21 protein-coding genes are annotated in these 21,285 nt (G+C 31.4%); 14 read left to right on the forward strand and 7 right to left on the reverse strand.

Annotated elements, in window-relative coordinates; genetic code table 11:
- Positions 1 to 170: 170 nt before the first annotated feature.
- The gene (locus ACNQF6_RS14335) at positions 171 to 341 is read right to left on the reverse strand and encodes a hypothetical protein (protein ID WP_417966597.1); all 171 of its coding nucleotides are present in this window, start codon (positions 339 to 341) and stop codon (positions 171 to 173) included.
- 931 nt (positions 342 to 1,272) lie between these two features.
- Here ACNQF6_RS14335 and ACNQF6_RS14340 point away from each other — a divergent pair.
- From ACNQF6_RS14340 to ACNQF6_RS14360, 5 genes are all read left to right on the forward strand, one after another.
- On the forward strand, positions 1,273 to 1,767 hold the full coding sequence (locus ACNQF6_RS14340) for a hypothetical protein (RefSeq protein WP_417966598.1): 495 nt from the start codon (positions 1,273 to 1,275) through the stop codon (positions 1,765 to 1,767).
- A gap of 237 nt (positions 1,768 to 2,004) precedes the next feature.
- Positions 2,005 to 2,676, forward strand: a complete 672-nt coding sequence (locus ACNQF6_RS14345; RefSeq protein ID WP_417966599.1) for an SRPBCC family protein — start codon at positions 2,005 to 2,007, stop codon at positions 2,674 to 2,676.
- A gap of 926 nt (positions 2,677 to 3,602) precedes the next feature.
- Positions 3,603 to 4,385: a hypothetical protein gene (locus tag ACNQF6_RS14350; RefSeq protein WP_417966600.1), complete on the forward strand. Its 783-nt coding sequence runs from the start codon at positions 3,603 to 3,605 to the stop codon at positions 4,383 to 4,385.
- 221 nt (positions 4,386 to 4,606) lie between these two features.
- Positions 4,607 to 5,041: a DUF6526 family protein gene (locus ACNQF6_RS14355; RefSeq protein ID WP_417966601.1), complete on the forward strand. Its 435-nt coding sequence runs from the start codon at positions 4,607 to 4,609 to the stop codon at positions 5,039 to 5,041.
- 98 nt (positions 5,042 to 5,139) lie between these two features.
- Positions 5,140 to 5,709: a pentapeptide repeat-containing protein gene (locus ACNQF6_RS14360; protein WP_417966602.1), complete on the forward strand. Its 570-nt coding sequence runs from the start codon at positions 5,140 to 5,142 to the stop codon at positions 5,707 to 5,709.
- A 158-nt stretch (positions 5,710 to 5,867) separates the two neighbouring features.
- Here the strand turns inward: ACNQF6_RS14360 and ACNQF6_RS14365 are convergent, their stop codons facing one another.
- The 6 genes from ACNQF6_RS14365 to glyA all read right to left on the reverse strand — a co-directional run bounded on the left by ACNQF6_RS14365 (position 5,868) and on the right by glyA (position 11,441).
- Positions 5,868 to 6,365: a GNAT family N-acetyltransferase gene (locus ACNQF6_RS14365; RefSeq protein WP_417966603.1), complete on the reverse strand. Its 498-nt coding sequence runs from the start codon at positions 6,363 to 6,365 to the stop codon at positions 5,868 to 5,870.
- A gap of 28 nt (positions 6,366 to 6,393) precedes the next feature.
- Entirely contained in the window at positions 6,394 to 8,190 is a 1,797-nt protein-coding gene (locus ACNQF6_RS14370; protein ID WP_417966604.1) for an ATP-binding protein, read from the reverse strand.
- Positions 8,191 to 8,200: 10 nt separating this feature from the next.
- Positions 8,201 to 8,653, reverse strand: coding sequence for a response regulator (locus ACNQF6_RS14375; RefSeq protein ID WP_417966605.1), 453 nt, complete (start codon positions 8,651 to 8,653; stop codon positions 8,201 to 8,203).
- A 31-nt stretch (positions 8,654 to 8,684) separates the two neighbouring features.
- On the reverse strand, positions 8,685 to 9,245 hold the full coding sequence (locus tag ACNQF6_RS14380; RefSeq protein ID WP_417966606.1) for a helix-turn-helix domain-containing protein: 561 nt from the start codon (positions 9,243 to 9,245) through the stop codon (positions 8,685 to 8,687).
- A 198-nt stretch (positions 9,246 to 9,443) separates the two neighbouring features.
- Positions 9,444 to 10,037, reverse strand: a complete 594-nt coding sequence (locus ACNQF6_RS14385) for a MiaE family protein (RefSeq protein WP_417966607.1) — start codon at positions 10,035 to 10,037, stop codon at positions 9,444 to 9,446.
- A 129-nt stretch (positions 10,038 to 10,166) separates the two neighbouring features.
- Positions 10,167 to 11,441 carry a serine hydroxymethyltransferase gene (glyA, locus tag ACNQF6_RS14390; protein ID WP_113665999.1) on the reverse strand — a complete coding sequence of 425 codons (1,275 nt, stop codon included), beginning with the start codon at positions 11,439 to 11,441 and terminating at the stop codon, positions 10,167 to 10,169.
- Positions 11,442 to 11,549: 108 nt separating this feature from the next.
- On the opposite strand from glyA, the gene fahA reads away from it, so the two are divergent.
- From fahA to ACNQF6_RS14435, 9 genes are all read left to right on the forward strand, one after another.
- Positions 11,550 to 12,833, forward strand: coding sequence for a fumarylacetoacetase (fahA, locus tag ACNQF6_RS14395; RefSeq protein WP_417966608.1), 1,284 nt, complete (start codon positions 11,550 to 11,552; stop codon positions 12,831 to 12,833).
- 154 nt (positions 12,834 to 12,987) lie between these two features.
- Positions 12,988 to 14,172: a hypothetical protein gene (locus tag ACNQF6_RS14400; RefSeq protein WP_417966609.1), complete on the forward strand. Its 1,185-nt coding sequence runs from the start codon at positions 12,988 to 12,990 to the stop codon at positions 14,170 to 14,172.
- 470 nt (positions 14,173 to 14,642) lie between these two features.
- Entirely contained in the window at positions 14,643 to 15,269 is a 627-nt protein-coding gene (locus tag ACNQF6_RS14405; RefSeq protein ID WP_417966610.1) for a GNAT family N-acetyltransferase, read from the forward strand.
- Positions 15,266 to 16,459, forward strand: coding sequence for an argininosuccinate synthase (locus ACNQF6_RS14410; protein ID WP_039110645.1), 1,194 nt, complete (start codon positions 15,266 to 15,268; stop codon positions 16,457 to 16,459). Before ACNQF6_RS14405 ends, ACNQF6_RS14410 begins: the two co-directional genes overlap by 4 nt.
- On the forward strand, positions 16,452 to 17,429 hold the full coding sequence (gene argC / locus ACNQF6_RS14415; protein WP_282712622.1) for an N-acetyl-gamma-glutamyl-phosphate reductase: 978 nt from the start codon (positions 16,452 to 16,454) through the stop codon (positions 17,427 to 17,429). The genes ACNQF6_RS14410 and argC overlap by 8 nt, the downstream gene beginning before the upstream one ends.
- 101 nt (positions 17,430 to 17,530) lie before the next feature.
- Complete coding sequence (locus ACNQF6_RS14420) at positions 17,531 to 18,667, forward strand: aspartate aminotransferase family protein (protein ID WP_417966611.1); 1,137 nt, start codon at positions 17,531 to 17,533, stop codon at positions 18,665 to 18,667.
- A gap of 31 nt (positions 18,668 to 18,698) precedes the next feature.
- Entirely contained in the window at positions 18,699 to 19,895 is a 1,197-nt protein-coding gene (locus tag ACNQF6_RS14425; RefSeq protein WP_417966612.1) for a glutamate-5-semialdehyde dehydrogenase, read from the forward strand.
- A 154-nt stretch (positions 19,896 to 20,049) separates the two neighbouring features.
- Entirely contained in the window at positions 20,050 to 20,811 is a 762-nt protein-coding gene (gene proB, locus ACNQF6_RS14430) for a glutamate 5-kinase (protein ID WP_417966613.1), read from the forward strand.
- Positions 20,812 to 20,989: 178 nt separating this feature from the next.
- Positions 20,990 to 21,253, forward strand: coding sequence for a GxxExxY protein (locus tag ACNQF6_RS14435; RefSeq protein ID WP_417966614.1), 264 nt, complete (start codon positions 20,990 to 20,992; stop codon positions 21,251 to 21,253).
- Positions 21,254 to 21,285: the final 32 nt, after the last annotated feature.

Raw genomic sequence — 21,285 nt, forward strand, 5'->3', positions numbered from 1 at the left:
CGGGGCAGCTAAAAGTTATGTTTGTTTTTCAACAGGATGAGATCTAATTTTTTAATTAGGTATCTTTTTAATAGTAAAGAGATAAATTACATCTGCTGAAATTTGTCAAAATTTTAATTATCCAAAATTTAATATTTGTTTAAAGTTTATAATTTTTTAATTTCTCGGATTTACGGATCATTAATTAGTTTAATTTGAAAATGGACATATGATTTTATTATTTTTAAGGCAAATTTCCAATCAATAATTTCCAAAGTAATTAAAGCCGTTAAAAAATTATAAAAATTATTTTTTTCAATATAATCAAAACCACTCTTAAATTTTACATCTTCAAAAATCATAATATTCACTTTTTTTGCGTTTAAAAAATTGCTTTTGATGCATTACGAATTTACTTCAATAATGTTACTTTTACTTATATAATTAAAAATAAACATTATATAATTTCCACTTTCATCTTGGCTAATCTAATTTTATATGTGAATTATTGAAATCGTAGCCCATATTTTTCATCTTATAATTTGGTTTATTAAGCATTAATAAAAGTTATCAAAAATTAAATTTAAGGCAGAAGGCCTACAGTGTAATCTTTATAACCCTTAGTGTTATATTTTTAATGCTGATGCTAATGTTACTAAAATTAATGGGCTAAGTACTTTTACTAAAACACTACTGTAAATTTTATAAAAGTAAAGACTATACAGTGATGTAATTAAAATCTATAAATTTTTATTAAACAATTGTTAAAAATTCAATTCTCATGAATAGTGTATTTTAGGTTAAATAACATGTTTTAACAATAAGCAATTAATGATGAGACGCTAAAAAATAAAATCTCAAGTCGACATATTTTAACATTTCTTCATATTTTCTAATGATTCCTAAATTACTATTTGCTCTCATTTAGTATGCTACTACAAGGATAATGTCAAAAATATCATTAACTGATTAATCTCTTTTACACAATTTAACTATTGTATTACATCATTTTTATAATTAAATATTTTCAAGGTTATAAAATCTTGTAAACCATCCGTTTAAACGTGTAAAATCTTAGTGGGTAATAATCCTAAATTTGAAATATATAATCATTAGAATAATGTTTAAAGCTAAAAGTATGAGAGAAACTGTTAGAAATAAAATTAAAAAGAGGATTGGATTTAAAACAATAACTAGAACTGGAACTTGTAAGCGTTGTACAGCACTAGTTTAAAATAATCACCACAAAATCAATGTTAAATGAATTAAGTAATTAAATTAAAAATTAAAACTATGGAAAACAATGCAAATGGTAATTACAATCAGGATGATCGTAATTATAAAGACGAACCAAGAATTACAGAATTTGAAAAATCTAAATTGAATCAAGATCCAAATCAGTTTGCCGAGAATGATGGACAACTAAACGAGGAGAGATTTAATTCGTTTGAACAGAGGGATAGTGAATCAGCTACATCTTCATCAAACTTCCAAGAAAGTGCATCAGGAAACGGAAGCAGGAATAGTGACAATGATCAAAATTCAAATCCAAATTTTAATTCTGATGATACTATTGAAGAACTAGGTGAAAGAGATGATGACGCTTTTAAAGATATAAATCAGAATGAAGGGATTTTTGTAGAATCTGTTTCAGAAAATCAAAGCGAGTTTAATGCCGATGATAATGATGACGATGAAAAAGATGATGACGATGATGACGATGATGACGATGAAAAAGGCTTTGAAAATGATAATGGCAAAGCTGATAATATTGGTCATATTATTTAAATGATTATCCTCTGATTGAGGTTGTTTTCCAGATAAAAGTCAGCGACCTCAATTTTTAATTATCGAAATACTTTGGAAATATTTATTTTTCAATACTTATATTTTGAAAAAAAATAAGTTTAGTTTCATGATTTTAATATATAGTATTTAACAAATAGGCTATCATTCTAATAAATACTCGAAATAAATTTCGTTTTAAAAGCAGCCTTGCTGCATTATAACTTTAACACAATACTTATGGAAGCAATAACACAATCACCTTTAATTTTTTTTAAAGAAAATAACAATGTTTCAAAGATGGAACGAATTTTAATGCTGGCAGGTGGCGCCTTGATTCTTTGCAACGGTTTAAAAAATAAAGACAAGAGTTTTACCCAAACAAGTATAGGAAGTGCCATGCTTTTGAGAGGAATCACAGGTTACTGTCCTGTTTATGACGTTTTAGAACAGTCAAAAAAATTGAAATCAAACGATATTAATATTAAAATTATTAGTTCTATTAATTTGCCAGTTGCTGAAGTTTACAACTTTTGGAGAAATTTAGAAAATCTACCAAAATTCATGACACATTTAGAATCGGTAAAAAATATAAGTGATAAAACATCTCAATGGACTGCTAAAGGTCCGGCTGGTATTGGTACAGTAACATGGAAAGCTGAGATAGTAAAAGATGAAAAGGAAAAATTGTTAAGTTGGCATTCTCTGCCTGAATCCACAATTGAAAACGAAGGAATAGTCGTTTTTAGATCAAAAGAAAATACTACCGAGCTTGATATCTTGATTTCATACAGAGCTCCAATGGGAGGGCCGGGAGAAGTAATTGCAAATCTGTTGAATCCACTTTTTGAAAAAATGATCACAGATGATATCAATAAACTTAAAACTTATTTAGAATCGGGTCAGAAGTAAAGCTTTTGTCTTTGTGGATAAGATTTTAAGTTGTGATAAAATTATTGATTATTGCAGATAGACATATAGTATGTGACGATTTTTTTAATTATGAATGTAATTAATGTTGATCATTTAATTCTGGCGCTACAACTTTTTAAATTCCTATGAATTTGAGTATCGTAGCGCCTTTTATTTTCTGAAAGAAATGTAACACTTGTATTTTTGCAATTGACTACGTTTTGAAATCATAATTTCAGTAATTGTATTTTATTCACTTCCTTATTATACTTTATACCACTAGAAATTAAATTATAAACTCATATAACTGCAGCACAATATTGTTAGATGGTAATAAAATTAGCTGATACTAAACTAGTTTTTAATTATTAAAACAAATAAACTTTAAAATTCAATATTATGCCATAGATACGTAAAGATTTCCCCTAGCAATGAAAAATTTATCAAAGAAAGTTCGTAACAAAGCTATTGAAATAGCAAATACAATATTAGAAGTAGGTAAGCTAGATGAAGGCTCGCCCATAGCTATCAGAATAAGTAAAGCAAAGGAGTTCATTAACTGGGATGCAAAGAAAATATAAACAAACATAGATATTAATCTATCAATATCTAGGCACATCTGAACTGCTTTTATAAAATTAAAATGGTTGTGACCTGTTATGTAGCCACAAAAATTTAAAATAATTTTACTTCAATTTTAATTAGTTCATAGCTAAGTAACTACAATTTATTTTAAATCAACATAAGGATGTTCACCTTGTAGTTAAAACGCTGTAAAAAGATATTAATTTTTTATTCCAGTAAATTATCAAATTCCAGGTAAACTCAAATCCTGTTTTTCTACACAATATTGTTTTAATAATGCAATGCGAATAGAATTTCTTATTAACAACCAATAGTTAAATATAATAAACCCCAAATTACTTATGAAAAACATATACTTAAATGCGGGAAATATAAAAGATATTTTCATTGACATGAGCAATCAATTTGAAGGTATCTTGTCATCAGATGAAGATCATTTAAATCTTGAAATAGATTCATGTTTTGCGAAAGGCAATATCAAGATATTACAAAGTCAAGCGGGAATAAATTTGTTAGAATTTGATCTAATGATTTATCAAAATATAAGAATTAGCGCTGAGGCTATTTCAAATTCCCCTATTTTTTTTATGTATTGCACTGAAGGTAGGTTAAATCATAGTTTTGGAGATACTAGTTCAAAAAATATGATTGCGGTACAAGATAAAGTTATCTTAAAGAGTCAATGCAGTATTAATTCGGTATTGAATTTTGAAAAAAATATAAAAGTTAAGTTCTACTTGGTTATTTATCAATCCCAGCTTATTGTTGCCAAAGAAGAAAATATGAAATTAATAAAGTTCTTAAACAGTAGTCTATTCAATCAAACAATAAATTTTTTTGAAATCAAATTACAGAGCAAAGAAATAGTCAAAGTTTTAAAAGAACTTAGCATTTGTACTGATAGTAACCACATTGCTATTTCAAGTGTGGAGACTATTTTACAGAACCTACTTGCTACTGAAATTAAGTTAAATACTGATAGTTTATCTATAGTACTTCAAACAGTTTATTCTTTTTTAGCAAGGAAATTGGCAAGTATAAAGAAATTATTTAGTACTAGCATAAATATTAATTCTAAAATATTTTCAACCAGTTTGATTATTTACAAGGCTAAGAGGTCATAGGTGAGTGCACTAATTTTATTGTTACCAAATAGTTTTGATAAAGCATTAATAATACGATATTGAAAACCTACATTGAATTGTTTTTCATATTAATCAAGTCTTTTTTTTATTATTAAACACTGCCAAAACATATATAATTTTGGGATTTTCCATAATTAAAAAACCTGTTGCCTTCAAAATAAACTGTTTTAACTATCTTTAAAAAACTTTAAAATAAAATTATGGAAACACAATCCTATAAAAATCATATTCGATATTACCCACCGCATCATTTTGTTTATTATCCCATAGTAATAACATTTCTGGCATTCAGTATATATTTTAGTTGCACCACCGAAGATTCATTAATTTGGTCATTTATAAGTGGAATTTTCGTTGTTCTGTTTTGTCTGGCTTTCATGTTACGTCAACATTATACTTTGACTTTACAAAACCGAATCGTGCGTTTGGAACTTCGATACCGCTATTTTTCGATTACAGGAAAAAGACTGGAAGATTTCGAACATCGATTAAATGATGACCAATTATTTGCCTTGCGGTTTACCACAGACGATGAATTCCCTGGACTTACTCAAAGAGCGCTACATGAAAATCTTTCGGGAAAGGAAATTAAAAAAGCGATTCAGCACTGGAAAGGCGACTATGAAAGAGTTTAAATCCAAAAAATAATACTTTAGTTTAACCAATATAACGATTCAGAATTTTGTTTCTTTGTTCCGAAAAACAGCACTAAAAGCTAAATTAAAATCCATAAATGGCAGAATATTTTCTAGATATTGAGTATAATGATATCACCTACCAAGAGGAAGAAGTCAATTTTAAGGAGTTTGAGTGCTGTACGTTTACCAATTGTAATTTCTCTCAATGTGCTTTTGTGGCGGTTACTTTTATTGATTGCACCTTCAATGATTGTACTTTTAGTAATGCCAAAATTAACTATGTCGCCTTTAGAACCGTGATTTTCAATCGGTGTGAAATCAAAGACGTGAATTTTGCGATGTGCGATAAATTAATTTTCGAAATTACTTTTAACAATTGCATTTTGGATTTCTCCAAATTTTATACTCTAAAGATGAAAGGAGCTTCATTTACCAATTGTAGTATTATTGCAGTTGATTTTATGAGCACTGATTTAACCGAAGTTATTTTTGAAAACTGTGATTTATACCGTTCCGAATTTGCGAAAGCAATTGCTTACAAAGCTGATTTCAAAACAAGCTATAACTATACGATTGATCCAAAAACAACAAAGTTAAAAAAAGCAGTCTTTGCTTTAGAAGGATTAAAAGGATTGCTTTACAAACATGAAATTATAGTGCAATAATAGTAATTTACTACTTAAAATAGTTGTTTTTTGAGTGCCTGAATTAAGTTCAACAGCTATGCAGACAGCTTGGAAAATGTATAAAAATGTAGGTTCTAAAAGATCCGAAGATTTAGATTTCACGCAATTTTGGATTCAGATTGCTTTAACCAAAGGAATTAAAGCTTCTTTTCCATTTTGTAATCTTCCATTTTGTAACCATGTTCCAATAGAATCTCTTCTTCTGAAACTACTTCAAATCCTATTTTTTTATAAAACGAAATGGCTTTATTAAATTTATTTACATTTAATGAAACTACAACCGATTGATTTTCCTTGGCTAAGTCTTCTACAGCATTCATCAGTAGCTTCCCCACTCCTTTTCCTTGCGCCTCAGGCAAAATATAAATTTTATGAAGGCGAGTGCATTTTTCGTTTAAATAATTGTGTTCATACGAAGCAAATCCAAGACATACTTCTCCCTCATTTACCAATAGGAAACGATGTCCTTTTTCGTTTAAATTTTTAAGTAAGGTTTTCTCTGAATAGAACAAACCGAGCATATAATCAATTTGCTCTTTCGATAAAATAGAACCATAAGCACTTGGCCAAGATTTATAGGCAATTTCTCGAATAGTTTTAAAGTCGTTTATGGCGGCGTCAGCTAGTAATAACATTGTATGTATTGGTAATAATTATTAAAATTTAAAGCAAATCTCCTTTTGGAATAAAAATATAAAATTTAGCACCTACACCCTGTTTTGCTTTTACTTTTATAAATCCTTTGTGATTATCTACAATTCTACTGCAAATAGCCAGACCAAGTCCAGTTCCAGAATATTTAGGGTCTGTTTCCAATCGCTTGAATAATAGGAATATTTTATCTGAATACTCTTGTTTAAAACCAATTCCGTTATCAGAAATGACAATTTTATAGTAATCCTTTTTATTAGCAATTTTATAATCATGCATTTCTTTTTCTGTAATTTTTTTAGAAGTAATACTGATTTCTGGAGCAATATTTTCTTTACTATATTTCAGAGAATTTGAAATTAAATTTATAAAAAGCTGCTTCACCTGAAAAGGTATCGCTTTGATTATAGGCAAATTTCCAATTGTGATTATGGCTTTTTTATCTTCAATATTAGAAGATAAATCTTGAAGTATTTCTTCAATAACTTTATTTAGATCCGTTTTTACAAAAACCTTATCGCCTTTTATTGTTCTGGAATAATTCACCAGATCAATTAATAAAGTCTGCATTCTATTTGCAGTTACACGAATTTTAGAGAAATATTCTTTCCCTTGTGACGAAAGCAAGTCCGATTCCTTTCCTTCTAATCTGGAGATAAACATTTGAATCTTACGAAGCGGCTCCTGCAAGTCGTGGCTTACAATATTGTTAAAAGCCTCGAGTTCAGTATTAATATATTTAAGTTCTTTATTATTATTTTCCAGCTCGAGTGTTTTATTATACTGGCTTGTAATGTCATAATTAACGCCTATTTTAATCAAATCTCCATTACCGTTTTTAGTAAAACTACCTACTCCCATGATATATTTTATATCACCACTTGGTGTCAAAAATCGAAATATCATTGAAGTGGATTGATGATTAACCAACGAATCAATGTGTACTTTAGTGACATATTCTAAATCATCCGGATGAATATATTTAATTGAATTTTCTATATTTGGTTCGAATGCATTGGGTTCAACTCCCATCAATCGAAATAAATTATCTGAAAAAGTATAGGTATTACTTTCTAAATTAACCATCCAATGCCCGAAACTGGCTGTCATTTCAGCAGAATTATAGGACTCATTCAACAGTTTTAATTGATCATTCGCCTTTTTGAGTTCATCAATATCAACATTCATTTTTTGGAACGAAAGCAGTAATATAAGAAGCGAAAGTATCACTAATAAAAAAGCGGTAATGATTGAATCTTGTAATTCAAACTGATGATTATTGTTTTCAAATTCCGTTTTTGCACTTTCAGAAAATATAATTTTAGTGACAAAGGATTTCATCATTTCAGTAACATTACTGTTCTGCAATAACATCGCATTTATCGCTACTGGACCAGAATTTTTACTTTGTGCAAGAAGCAAGGTTCTTCTTAACAATTTGAATCTAAGATCAATAAGTTTTTTTAATCGGTCTATATCATTATATCTGGCAGTGTCATTTGCAGTTAACAACCTAAGCTTTGTAATACTTTCTTCAATTTTACCCCTACTCAAAAATCGATCTTGTATATAAGCCGTATCTTTTGTGATAATATAACTTCGCAGGCTCGTTTCGTAATTACTCATTACGGATAATAGTTTTTCTAATTCGAGTTGAGTTTCATTTGAATTAGCTATTAATTCAACCGTTGAATCGAGCTTTTTCATTTGGGAATAAAACATCGAGGCTATATAACAAACAACAACAATTGCAATAGCTAAAGCTATTTTAAAGACTTGTGAGTTTTTATATAGTCCATGAATTTTCATCAATTCCTTTTTATATATTAAAGAAAAAAGTTTCAATATTTAAACCTGAGGTATGGAATTGCCAATTCATATTTACAACCTCCTTGATTACTTTTTTTAGTTTAGAAAAATCATTAGGTTTTTTAATATAAATATTTGCTCCTTCAATAAAAGTATCTTCAATATCTTTTTCTGATGAAGAGGTCGAATATATAGCAATCGAAACATCTTTAAAACGAGTGTTCGATCTAATTTCTTTCAGACAGTCTATTCCTGTTTTTCCGGGCATATTCAAATCAAGAAATAAAACATGAGGCAACTTAATTTCAGGATGCACTAAATAATCCATTAGATCATTACCATCTTTAAATAGAGTCAACTTATTATTCATTTTAAGCTCTTGTATAGCTTCACTAAAAAAAATACGATCATCTTCATCATCGTCAGCTAAAAGAATATGCATTGAATCTTGGTGTGTAATCATAAAATATGGGGGTATGTTTTTAAAATTTTATTTAATCTTTATTAGATAACTCTCTCTTTTTACTTACTATTCTTTTAAACATTGAAGGTGTTAATCCTGTAACTTTTTTAAATTGAGTTGATAAGTAAGCAACACTACTATAGTTTAACTCATGAGAAATTTCGGTTAGGGTGAGTTTCTCTTCAATTATAAGTTTTTTGGCTCTTTCAATCTTTTGAATAATAATAAAATTTTCAATAGATGTAAATGTATATTCCGAAAAAACATTAGTAATATAACCGTATCTAAAGTTCAGTTTATCAGATAAATATTGAGAAATTGTTATGTTTGGAAATTTTTCTTTTTCATAGACAATCTCAATTATAGCATCTTTAATTTTTTGTATTAATTGTCCTTTTGGATTGTCAATAATCTGAATCCCATACTTAGTTAAACAAACCTGAAGTTCAGTTAAAACATCCTCAGAAACATTATCTCCAATTTCAATTTGTCCTAAATCCAACAGCTGATATTTAATATCAAATTTTTCTAATTGATCTTGTAATATTGCCTTACAAGCAACATTTCCATCGTAATTAAAATTGAGCTTCATATCAATAAACAAGTGTTAAAGTTAAAATTAAATGATAAATGTAAATCAAATAAATATTAATCTGTCATAAATAATTTAATTAAAATACAAAACATTATCTACTTAAAACATAATAAATATAAATAACTGATTATTAAGGTTCTTAAATCGTTTATTAATTTACTAAAAATTAGAACTAAAATTACCTGTCATAAAAAACTACCCATGAATTGTTTCGTTTTTACCATAATTTGTTATAATATTTTCTTCAAATTCGAGCCATTCTCTCCAACGCTTTTCAACGTCAATTCCTATACCATATTTCCTAGCGTAAGTAATAAAAGTGGTGTAATGTCCTGCTTCACTTTCCATTAAATCTCTATAAAAAACAGATAATTCTTCGTCTTGAATATTTTCTGAAAGCACTTTGAAACGCTCACAACTTCTGGCCTCTATCATTGCTGAAAACAATAACCGTTCCACTAAGCTGGAAACTCTGCTTCCATCACTGCTTTTTTTCATGTACAAATACAATTCATTCACATACTCATCTTTGCGTTCACGTCCCAATTTTAAGCCACGCTTTATAATAATATTGTGAACTTGCTCAAAGTGATCGATTTCTTCTTTGGCCAAAGCCAATAAATCCTTCACTAAATCTTGATGCTCTGAATTGTTTGTGATAATGGTAATGGCATTTGTAGCTGCTTTTTGTTCGCACCAAGCGTGATCTGTCAAGATTTCCTCAATGTTTTTTTCTACTATATTGACCCATCTTGGATCCGTTGGTAATTTTAATCTTAGTACAGACATAATTTTAGTCTTAAAGTTAGAAAGTCATAAAGTCATAAAGTCAAAAGTCGAAAGCCAAAACTAAGACAGAATATTAAATTCTAATCAAAGACTTTCGACTTTCGACTTTAAAACTTTAAAACGTATTTGTTAATATACGAAAATAGCTCTTTCGCTCATCATTTCGTTTACTTCATTAGCTACCGCCTCGATAACGTCTTCGTTAGTATGGTCTACCAATACTCTGTCAATAAGAGCAACAATAGTTTCCATATCTTCTTCAACTAGACCACGAGTGGTAATAGCTGCAGTTCCTACACGAATACCTGAAGTTACAAATGGTGATTTATCATCAAATGGAACCATGTTTTTATTTACAGTAATTTCTGCTTTTACTAATGCATTTTCAGCATCTTTTCCAGAAATATTCTTGTTTCTTAAATCAATCAACATCATGTGATTATCCGTTCCGCCAGAAATGATTTCATATCCTCTTTTCACAAAAGCATCCGCCATAGCGTTAGCATTTTTTTGTAATTGTAAAGCATATGTAAAAAATTCATCTTTCAAAGCTTCACCAAAAGCTACTGCTTTTGCAGCAATAATGTGCATTAAAGGACCTCCTTGATTTCCAGGGAAAACAGCCAAGTCTAATAAAGAAGACATCATTCTGATTTCTCCTTTTGGAGTTGTTAAACCAAACGGATTTTCGAAATCTTTACCCATTAAGATTAATCCTCCACGAGGACCACGTAATGTTTTGTGAGTTGTAGTAGTTACAATATGGCAATGTGGCAATGGATCATTCATCAAGCCTTTAGCAATAAGTCCTGCAGGGTGAGAAATATCAGCCAATAAAATAGCACCAACACTGTCAGCAATTACTCTGAAACGCTCAAAATCCATATCACGAGAATAAGCCGAAGCTCCTGCTATGATTAATTTTGGTTGTTCTTTAGTAGCTATTTCTTGGATTTTATCATAATCTAATCTTCCAGTTTCCTTATCTACACCGTAAAATGAAGGCGTGTATAAACGTCCTGAAAAATTAACTGGTGAACCATGAGTTAAGTGTCCTCCATGAGACAAATCAAAACCTAAAATTTTATCACCTGGTTTGATACATGCGTGGTAAACCGCTGTATTAGCTTGTGAACCGGAGTGTGGCTGTACATTTGCGTAAGCAGCTCCAAACAATTCTTTGGCTCTGTCAATAGCAATTTGTTCAACAACATCAACTACTTCACAACCGCCGTAGTATCTTTTGCCAGGATATCCTTCAGCATATTTGTTAGTTAAAACAGAACCAGCTGCTTCCATTACTTCGTCACTTACGAAGTTTTCCGAAGCAATAAGTTCTAATCCGTGAATTTGTCTTTCTTGTTCTTCTAGAATAAGGTCAAAAATTTGTTCGTCGCGTTGCATTTTTTTGATTTTCGTTAATTTGATGCAAAAATACAAAAAAACGTTTGGTTAATAGTTAGATTATAATATATTTGATGAGTAATTTTTTAACAAAATAATTAACAAAATATGCCAATAACAGCTAACGATACCAATAGAAAATCATGGCTTGAAGTACCTGCCAAAAGTGATTTCCCTATTCAAAACATTCCTTTTGGAGTTTTTCTTACCAAAGAAAACATAGTAACCGTAGGGACAAGAATTGGTGATTTTGCAATCGATTTGGGAGCTTTACAACAATTAAATTATTTTGAAGGCATTGAACTGACGGATGATATGTTCATGCAGGATACTTTGAATGATTTTATTTCTGACGGTCAAAAAACATGGCGTTTGGTTCGAAACCGAATTGCGGAACTTTTTGATGTGACAAATTCGAAACTACAAGATAATATTAAAGACAGAGATATTATAATTTTCAAAATGGAAGATGTCGAAATGCAATTACCGGTACTTATAGGTGATTACACTGACTTCTATTCCAGTAAAGAGCACGCAACTAATGTAGGAAAAATGTTCCGTGACCCTGAAAATGCATTATTACCAAACTGGCTTCATATCCCTGTAGGATATCACGGCAGAAGTTCTACCATAGTTCCATCAGGAATTCCGGTTCACAGACCAATGGGACAAACACTGCCAAATGGAGAAACTACTCCGGTTTTTGGCCCTTCTCGTTCAGTCGATTTTGAACTTGAAACTGCTTTCATTACTACGGATGTAAATATAATGGGAGAAAACATTGCTGTAACTGAAGCTGAAGATTATATTTTCGGGATGGTTTTATTGAATGACTGGAGTGCCCGCGACATTCAAAAATGGGAATATGTACCATTAGGACCATTCTTGGCAAAAAACTTTGCAACTTCAATTTCGCCTTGGATAGTTACTATGGATGCTTTGGAACCTTTTAGAACCAAAGGACCAAAACAAGAGCCTACTCCACTTCCTTATTTGCAACAAAAAGGAAAACATTCATTTGATATCAATTTAGAAGTGGCAATTCAGCCTGAAAATGCAAAACCAACAGTAGTTTCGCACTCTAATTTTAAATATCTATACTGGTCAATGTGCCAACAATTAGCACATCACACCTCAAATGGATGTCGCGTAAATTCTGGTGATATGATGGGTTCAGGAACTATTTCCGGCCCAACTGAAGATAGCTTTGGTTCCATGTTAGAATTAACTTGGGGCGGAAAAAATCCAATAAAAATGGGCGACGGAACAGAGCGTAAATTTATCAATGACAATGACACCGTAATCATGAAAGGTTTTTGCCAAAATGGTCAGGTCCGAATTGGTTTTGGTGAAGTTTCCAGCAAATTACTGCCTCCTTTTGTGAGACAATAAAAATTAGAAATACACTTTTTAAAACCTAACATTTATTCTATTTTTGTTAGGTTTTTTTATGGCATTATTTTTGGATTTTAAAATTCAAAACCCGTAAAACTGCTTAAAAACAGTAGAAACAATTTCGAAAAATCATTTACTTAACTGTAAGCTTATGAAAAAAATTACTCTTTTATTATCCCTGTTTCTCCTTGTTTCCTCATGTGGCGTGAAACAAACCCAAAATTTATTAAGCTCTGGAAATTACGATCAAGCAATTGATAATGCCGTTTCAAATTTGCGAACCAATAAAGATAAAAAAGGCAAACAAGATTATGTTTACTTGCTGGAAGAGGCTTTCGCCAAAGCAAAAGAACGTGATTTGAATGCCATTAATTTATTAGCAAAAGATGCTAATCCTGCACAATTGGAAAAAATGTACAACACGTATTTACAATTGAATTCCCGTCAGGAAAAAATCAAACCGTTACTTCCTTTAAAACTACTTAAAGAAGGACGAAATGCAATTTTTCCATTTGAGAATTATAACGATCAAATCATTGACAGCAAAAATGCCTTATCAGCGTATTTGTATGCTAATGCAAAAAAATTAATGGGAACTTCAGACAAAATGAATTACCGAAAAGCGTATGATGATATGGAATATTTAAACCAAATAACTCCAAATTATAAAAACGTTTTACAACTCATGGATGAAGCTAAATTTAAAGGTTCTGATTATGTATCGGTTTACACCAAAAACGAAACGAATATGATCATCCCGGTTCGTCTTCAAAATGACTTATTGGACTTTAGCACCTATGGATTGAACGACAAATGGACTGTATACCACAGCAACAAACAAAAAGGGATTGATTATGATTATGGAATGGTAATCAACTTTAGACATATTTATATCTCGCCTGAGCAAATAAAAGAAAGAGAGTTTATAAAAGACCGCATTATAAAAGATGGTGTCAAAAAACTAATTGACGCCAACGGAAAAGAAGTACTAGACGAAAAAGGTAAAGTGGTCATGGTGGATGATATGAGAAATGCAACAGTACGCATTTATGAATTCAGACAGTTTAAATCTTGTCAAATTACTGCCAAAGTAGATTACATCAACTTTAAAAACAATCAATTATTACAATCTTTCCCAATAGCCAGTGAGTTTATTTTCGAAAATATTTACGCCACTTATAAGGGAGACCGACGCGCTTCTGATGATAATTATTACTCTTATTTTGACAAAAGAGCGGTAGCTTTTCCAAGCAATGAACAAATGGTTTATGACACCGGAGAAGATTTAAAAGTCAAAATAAAAGATGTAATCAGCAGAAACAGGTTTAGAAACTAATATTTTAAATTAACACTATTACATAAAACTCCTTGATAATTAAGCCTATCAAGGAGTTTTTCGATTTAAGAAATCAACAATACATTAAAATTTTGTTACAAAACACAAAATTAGTGTTGTGTTTTAAAAATATGTGTACTTTTGCACCAATGAATAAAACAAGTTTACATATAACTTCTTTGTCACGGACAAACAGACCTACTACTTCTCCCGAAGTACGGATACTATCCCTATAGTACCCAAAAGCTGTTTCGTATCTTTATTCATTTTTCATTTTTTCCGTTTTGAAATTACCGCTATTTTCCATTGGATTAATATATCCAAAAATTAATACTTATTTATCACTATCGTATTGTAGTTCAATTTATTGCACAACAATCGACTGTTTTAGTATTATATTTGAATTTGGCGAAAATGCATTTCAAAAACAAATACACGAATCATTTTTTAACTCAAAATAATCGCTTGAAATGAAAATTTCTATCATTGTAACTCAGGAAGAACATTATAAGTATTCGCAAGAAATATGCGATACTATTGAATCGTCCGCCTTATTGAGAGGTACTGGGATTGCAAAAAGAACTCCTGAATACATCCAAAAAAAGATGGAAAGTAAAGATGCCGTTATCGCATTAGATAATGGGAAATTTGCCGGTTTTTGCTATATCGAAAGTTGGCAACACGGAAAGTTTGTAGCACATTCTGGGTTGATTGTACATCCTGATTACAGAAATTTAGGTTTAGCAAAAAAAATCAAATCATTTGTTTTTGATTATTCATTGGAAAAATATCCAGAGGCTAAAGTATTTGGAATCACAACTGGTTTAGCGGTAATGAAAATCAACTCCGATTTGGGGTACAAACCTGTTCCTTTTTCAGAATTGACCAGTGATCCCAGTTTTTGGAAAGGATGCCAAACGTGTACCAATTATGAAATCCTAAAAAGTAAAGACAACAAAATGTGCTTGTGTACCGGAATGCTTTATGACCCAAAAGAAAAACCTAAAGACCCGCCTAAACATCCATTTAATGTCAGAGTATTAAACAGATTAAAATCAATTAAAGAAGCCTTGTTCTTAAAAAAAATAATATCATGAAAAAAGTTGTATTAGCTTATAGTGGAGGATTAGATACCTCATATTGCCTGAAATATTTAAAAAACGAAAAAGGATATGAAGTTCATACCGTTCTTATAAATACTGGAGGATTTGATGAAGCTGAACTAGCCGCTATCGAAGAAAGAGCTTACGAATTAGGAAGTGCGCAACATGCAAATCTTACCATTGTAGATAAATATTATGACAAAGCCATTAAATATTTGATTTATGGGAATGTATTAAAAAACAATACGTATCCATTATCTGTAAGTGCAGAACGTGTTTTTCAAGCTATCGAAGCGATTAAATATGCAAAATCTGTTGGTGCTGAAGCAATCGCCCACGGAAGTACTGGTGCAGGAAATGACCAAATTCGTTTTGATTTAATTTTCCAAACCATTGCTCCCGAAATTGAAATCATTACACCTATAAGAGATTTAAAGTTATCAAGACAGGAAGAAGTTGATTATTTATCTAAAAACGGAGTTCATTATTCTTGGGAAAAAGCACAATATTCCATTAATAAAGGATTGTGGGGAACAAGCGTAGGCGGTAAAGAAACATTGACCTCAAATCAAACTTTACCAAGTGAAGCGTACCCTTCTCAATTGCAAAAAACGGGTGAAGAGAAAGTAACACTACAATTTGAAAAAGGACAATTAGTAGGTATCAACGGTACTTTGGACACACCAACAAAAAACATCGTTGCCTTAGAAAAATTAGCCAGCGCGTATGCAATTGGTAGAGATATCCATGTTGGTGATACTATAATAGGAATTAAAGGAAGAGTTGGTTTTGAAGCTGCTGCGCCTTTAATCATCATCAAAGCGCACCATTTATTAGAGAAACACACGCTGGGTAAATGGCAACAATACTGGAAAGAACAATTAGGAAACTGGTACGGAATGTTGTTTCATGAAGGACAATTTTTGGACCCTGTAATGAGAAACATCGAGGCTTTCCTAGAAGACACTCAAACGACTGTAAATGGAACCGTTATCGTTTCTCTAAAACCATATCACTTTACATTGGACGGAATTGAATCTGAAAATGATTTAATGAATACCGGTTTTGGGCAATATGGAGAAATGAACAATGCTTGGACCTCTGACGATGCTAAAGGATTTATCAAAATTCTGGGGAATGCCCAAAACATATTTTCATCTGTAAATAAACTGACACATGATTAATATTGGAATAATTGGCGGTTCAGGTTACACTGCGGGAGAACTCATCAGAATATTGATGTTTCATCCCAATGCTACACTTGATTTTGTTTACAGCACAACAAACGCTGGAAAACCACTTTCGGTTGCGCATCATGATTTGATGGGCGATATCGAAATGAATTTTACCGATACCGTAAATCCAAATGTGAATGTTGTCTTCTTGTGTTTAGGACACGGTAAATCAAAATCATTTTTAGAGCAAAATCAATTTGCGAGTCATACCAAAATTATCGATTTAGGAAATGATTTCAGATTGACAAAAGACAAAGAGTTCGATAATAAATCTTTCATTTACGGTTTGCCCGAATTGAATAAAACGGTTATCAAAAACGCACAATTTATCGCTAATCCTGGTTGTTTTGCGACAGCGATTCAATTAGCATTATTGCCATTGGCCAAAAACGAAATGCTTACGACTGACGTTCATATCAATGCCACAACGGGAAGTACGGGAGCCGGAGTTACGCCTTCGGAAACGACGCATTTTAGCTGGAGATCAAATAATATGTCGCATTACAAAGCTTTTGAACACCAACATTTGGGCGAAATAAACCAAAGTGTCAACCAATTGCAAGCGGATTATGCAAACGAATTGATTTTTGTACCTAACAGAGGTGATTTTGCTAGAGGAATTTTCGCTACATTATACACAACAATCGAAGAAAACTTGGAAGATGTAGTAGCTAAATATGAGGCTTTTTACAAAGACCAACCTTTCGTAACAGTTACGACCACCGGAATCAATATGAAACAAGTGGTTCAAACGAACAAGTGTATTATTAGTTTAATGAAAAAAGGAAACCGGTTATTGATTACTTCAGTAATTGATAATTTAACAAAAGGAGCCTCAGGACAAGCCATACAAAACATGAATTTAATGTTTGGATTGGATGAAACCACAGGATTGTATTTGAAACCAAGCGGGTTTTAGAAAAAATTTGTTTAAAGTTTAAGGTTTAAAGTTAGGAGCGATACAATTATTTACTTCTACAACTTTAAACCTGAAACTTTAAACTTTAAACAAAAAAGAAAATGAACTTATTTGACGTTTACCCATTATACAACATCACTCCTGTAAAAGCACTGGATTGTACTATTACAGATGAAAAAGGAGTGGAATATTTAGATTTATATGGTGGTCATGGAGTAATTTCCATTGGACACACCCAACCGGATTATGTAGCCAAACTAAAAAATCAATTGGATAATATTGGTTTTTATTCCAATGCGATTCAGAATCCATTGCAAGTAGAATTAGCAGAAAAATTAGGGAAACTTTCCGGACTAGAAGACTATACTTTATTCTTGTGCAGTTCTGGAGCTGAAGCCAATGAAAATGCTTTGAAACTGGCTTCTTTTCACAACAATAAATCTCGTGTAATTGCTTTTGATAATTCTTTCCACGGAAGAACCTCGGCGGCAGTTGCAGTTACAGATAACAAAAAAATTATTGCCCCAATCAATGCACAACAAATCGTTACTTTTTTGCCTTTGAATAATATCGAGTTGGTAGAAAACGAACTAAAAAAAGGAGATGTTTCTTCTGTTATTATCGAAGGAATTCAAGGAGTTGGCGGTTTAGACCAAGGAACAACTGAATTTTTTCAGGCATTAGAAAAACTATGTGCCGCTTATGAAGTTGTATTGATTTTGGACGAAGTGCAATCCGGATACGTAAGAAGCGGAAAGTTTTTTGCCCACCAACATCATGACATCAAAGCAGATGTTATTTGTTTAGCTAAAGGAATGGGTAACGGATTTCCTATTGGCGGAATCTTGATTTCTCCAAAATTTACAGCGAGTTACGGATTATTGGGAACTACTTTTGGTGGAAACCATTTAGCTTGTGCTGCCGGAATAGCAGTTTTGGATGTGATTGAAAGCGAAAAATTAATGGATAACGTAAATGACGTTTACGCCTATTTTTTAGAAGCAATCAAACAAGTTCCTGAAGTGATAAAAGTCAAAGGAAGAGGATTAATGCTTGGTGTAGAATTTGATTTTGACGTAAGTACACTTCGTAAAAAAATGATTATTGACAAACATATTTTTACCGGAAACGCTAATAATAAAAACTTATTAAGAATCCTTCCTCCTTTGACAATCAAGAAGGAAGCAATTGATACCTTTATCATAGCTTTAAAAGAAGCATTGGCAGAATTGAAATGATTTTTTTTCTAAAATAGCAAACCAAAAACTAATGAACCACTTATTACCAATAGAAAAGCGAAATGCAGTTTTAAGCCATATGGCCGAACTTCTTGAACAAGAAAGAGCCAATCTTAAGACTATAAATCAACAAGATTTAAATAATTATTCTGGGGATGATTTGGCCATGGAAAAACGTTTATTGGTTGATGATGCCAAAATTGACGGCATGATTTTGTCCATGCAACAATTAGCCAGTCAAGAAGATCCTATTGGTGTGGAGCGTTTTAATTTCGACCATGAAAACGGAATGAAAATCATCAATAAAACAGCAGCTTTTGGAACCATAATGATTATTTATGAATCCAGACCTGATGTTACTGTTGAAGCAGGCGGAATCGCTTTTAAATCCGGAAATAAAATTCTATTGAAAGGCGGAAAAGAATCTTTACTATCCAATTTAAAAATTGTGGAATTGTGGCATCAGGCTTTAACAGCAAATAATGTTGCGACAGAATGGGTAGAATACCTGAATTACAATCGGGAAGAAACGCGGGCTTTTTTGGAAAAACCAACGCAAAAAGTAGATTTAATCGTTCCTCGTGGTGGTGAAAAATTGATTGCTTTTGTAAAGAAACACGCTACTTGCCCAGTGATTATAAGTGGTCGAGGAAATAACTTTGTGTATGTAAATAAGGAAGCTGACTTAGATCAGGCGCTTGATATTATTATCAACGGAAAGACCTCAAATATATCTGTTTGCAATGCTCTAGATAAAGTATTAATTGATAAAAATATTGACAATTGGGAAGCTTTTGCAAAGAAAGTAATTACCAAATTACAACAAAGAAACGTAACCGTTTTAGGAGATGAAAGTATTTCAAAAATAGCAAACGTTCCTCAGATTGAATCGGATTTAATTTGGCACGAAGAGTTTCTAGATTATAAAATTGTTATTGGAATAACAAATTCGGATCAAGAAGCAATTGACAAAATAAATAAATATTGTGGCGGACATTCGGCTTCGATAATCACAAAAAATGATGCAATTGCCCAGGAATTCATGGAAAACGTGGATACGGCAGCCGTATATCAAAACGCCTCCACCCGATTTACTGATGGAGGACAATTTGGTTTAGGAGGAGAATTGGCTATAAGCACAGACAAATTGCACCAACGTGGACCAATTGGTTTGCAACATTTAGTTACTAATAAGTGGTATATTTACGGAAATGGACAAATCCGATAAATTAAAAGATTGAAATATTAAAAAATTATGAAACGAAATTTTCAAATTATTAAATATTTTAATTAATAAACATAAAAAAACAGCTTTATGACTTTTGTGTTTTTAAAGCATTATATAAAAAAAACTTTGTGCCCTTTGTGGTTAAATTTTAAAAATGGCTAAAAAAAGAATTTTATTAAAGTTAGGAAGCAATACATTAACCAAAGAAACCAATCACATTTCGAGAGGAAAGATTGAAGATATTGGGATGCAAATAGCCGCTTTACAAGACGATTACGAGTTTATCATTGTAAGCTCCGGTGCGATTGCAGCAGCTAAACAATTTGTAAAACTTGAAAATCAAGACAAAGATGTTTTTGTGAAGCAAGCATTGGCTTCAATTGGTCAGCCACATTTGATGCGGATTTATCATGAAAACTTCAGCGATTTAGGATTACTGATTTCGCAGTGTTTGCTTTCGTATTCTGATTTCGAAAAAGAACAATCCAAAGTAAATATCGTGAACACCATCAATGTGTTGGTCAAAAATAATTACATTCCGATTATCAATGAAAATGATACGGTGGCTACGGATGAGATTCGGTTTGGTGATAATGACAAATTAGCCGCTTTAACGGCTGTTTTATTAGATGTTGACATTCTAATCATCGCTACCAATACAAACGGGATTTACACCAAAGCATCTATCCATGATGCCGTTCCTGAAACAATTTCTTTGGTAACTGATTTAAAAGTATTAGAAAAAGAGATTGGCGATTCGAAATCCTCTCATGGAACAGGTGGAATGCAATCTAAAATAGAAGCCTCAGCGATTGCCAAAGACGCAGCTATAGAAACTTGGATTGTTAACGGATTGGAAGATAATTTTATTTTGAAAGCTTTAAAAAACGAAATACCTTTTACTAAAATTCTATAAAGAAGGGACACAGATAAAACGGATTCGCGTTGCGAAGACGCTGATTAATACAGATTTTTAAAATGGATTTAAAACATAAAGAATTAACGGATGGAATTTTAAAAACTTTTTATGAAGTGTATAATGAATTGGGCTATGGCTTTTTAGAAAAGTATATCAAAATTCAATGTATATAGAATTGAAAAATAAAGGATACCAAGTTGAAGCTCAGAATAAAATTAAAGTTTACTATAAAGGAACTGAAGTTAGCGAATATTATGCAGATTTAATAGTAGAGAATTTAGTGATATTGGAACTAAAAGCAGTTGATTATATTGTAAAAGATTTTGAAAATCAAATTTTAAATTATTTAAGAAGCACCGATTGTGAAGTAGGCCTACTTTTAAACTTTGGAAAGAAACCTGAATTCAAAAGGAAAATTTTTGAAAACAACAGAAAATAAGAAATAATAAAAATTCGTTTTTATCCGTGTCT

The organism is Flavobacterium pasteuri (assembly GCF_048286615.1).
Lineage (GTDB): Bacteria > Bacteroidota > Bacteroidia > Flavobacteriales > Flavobacteriaceae > Flavobacterium.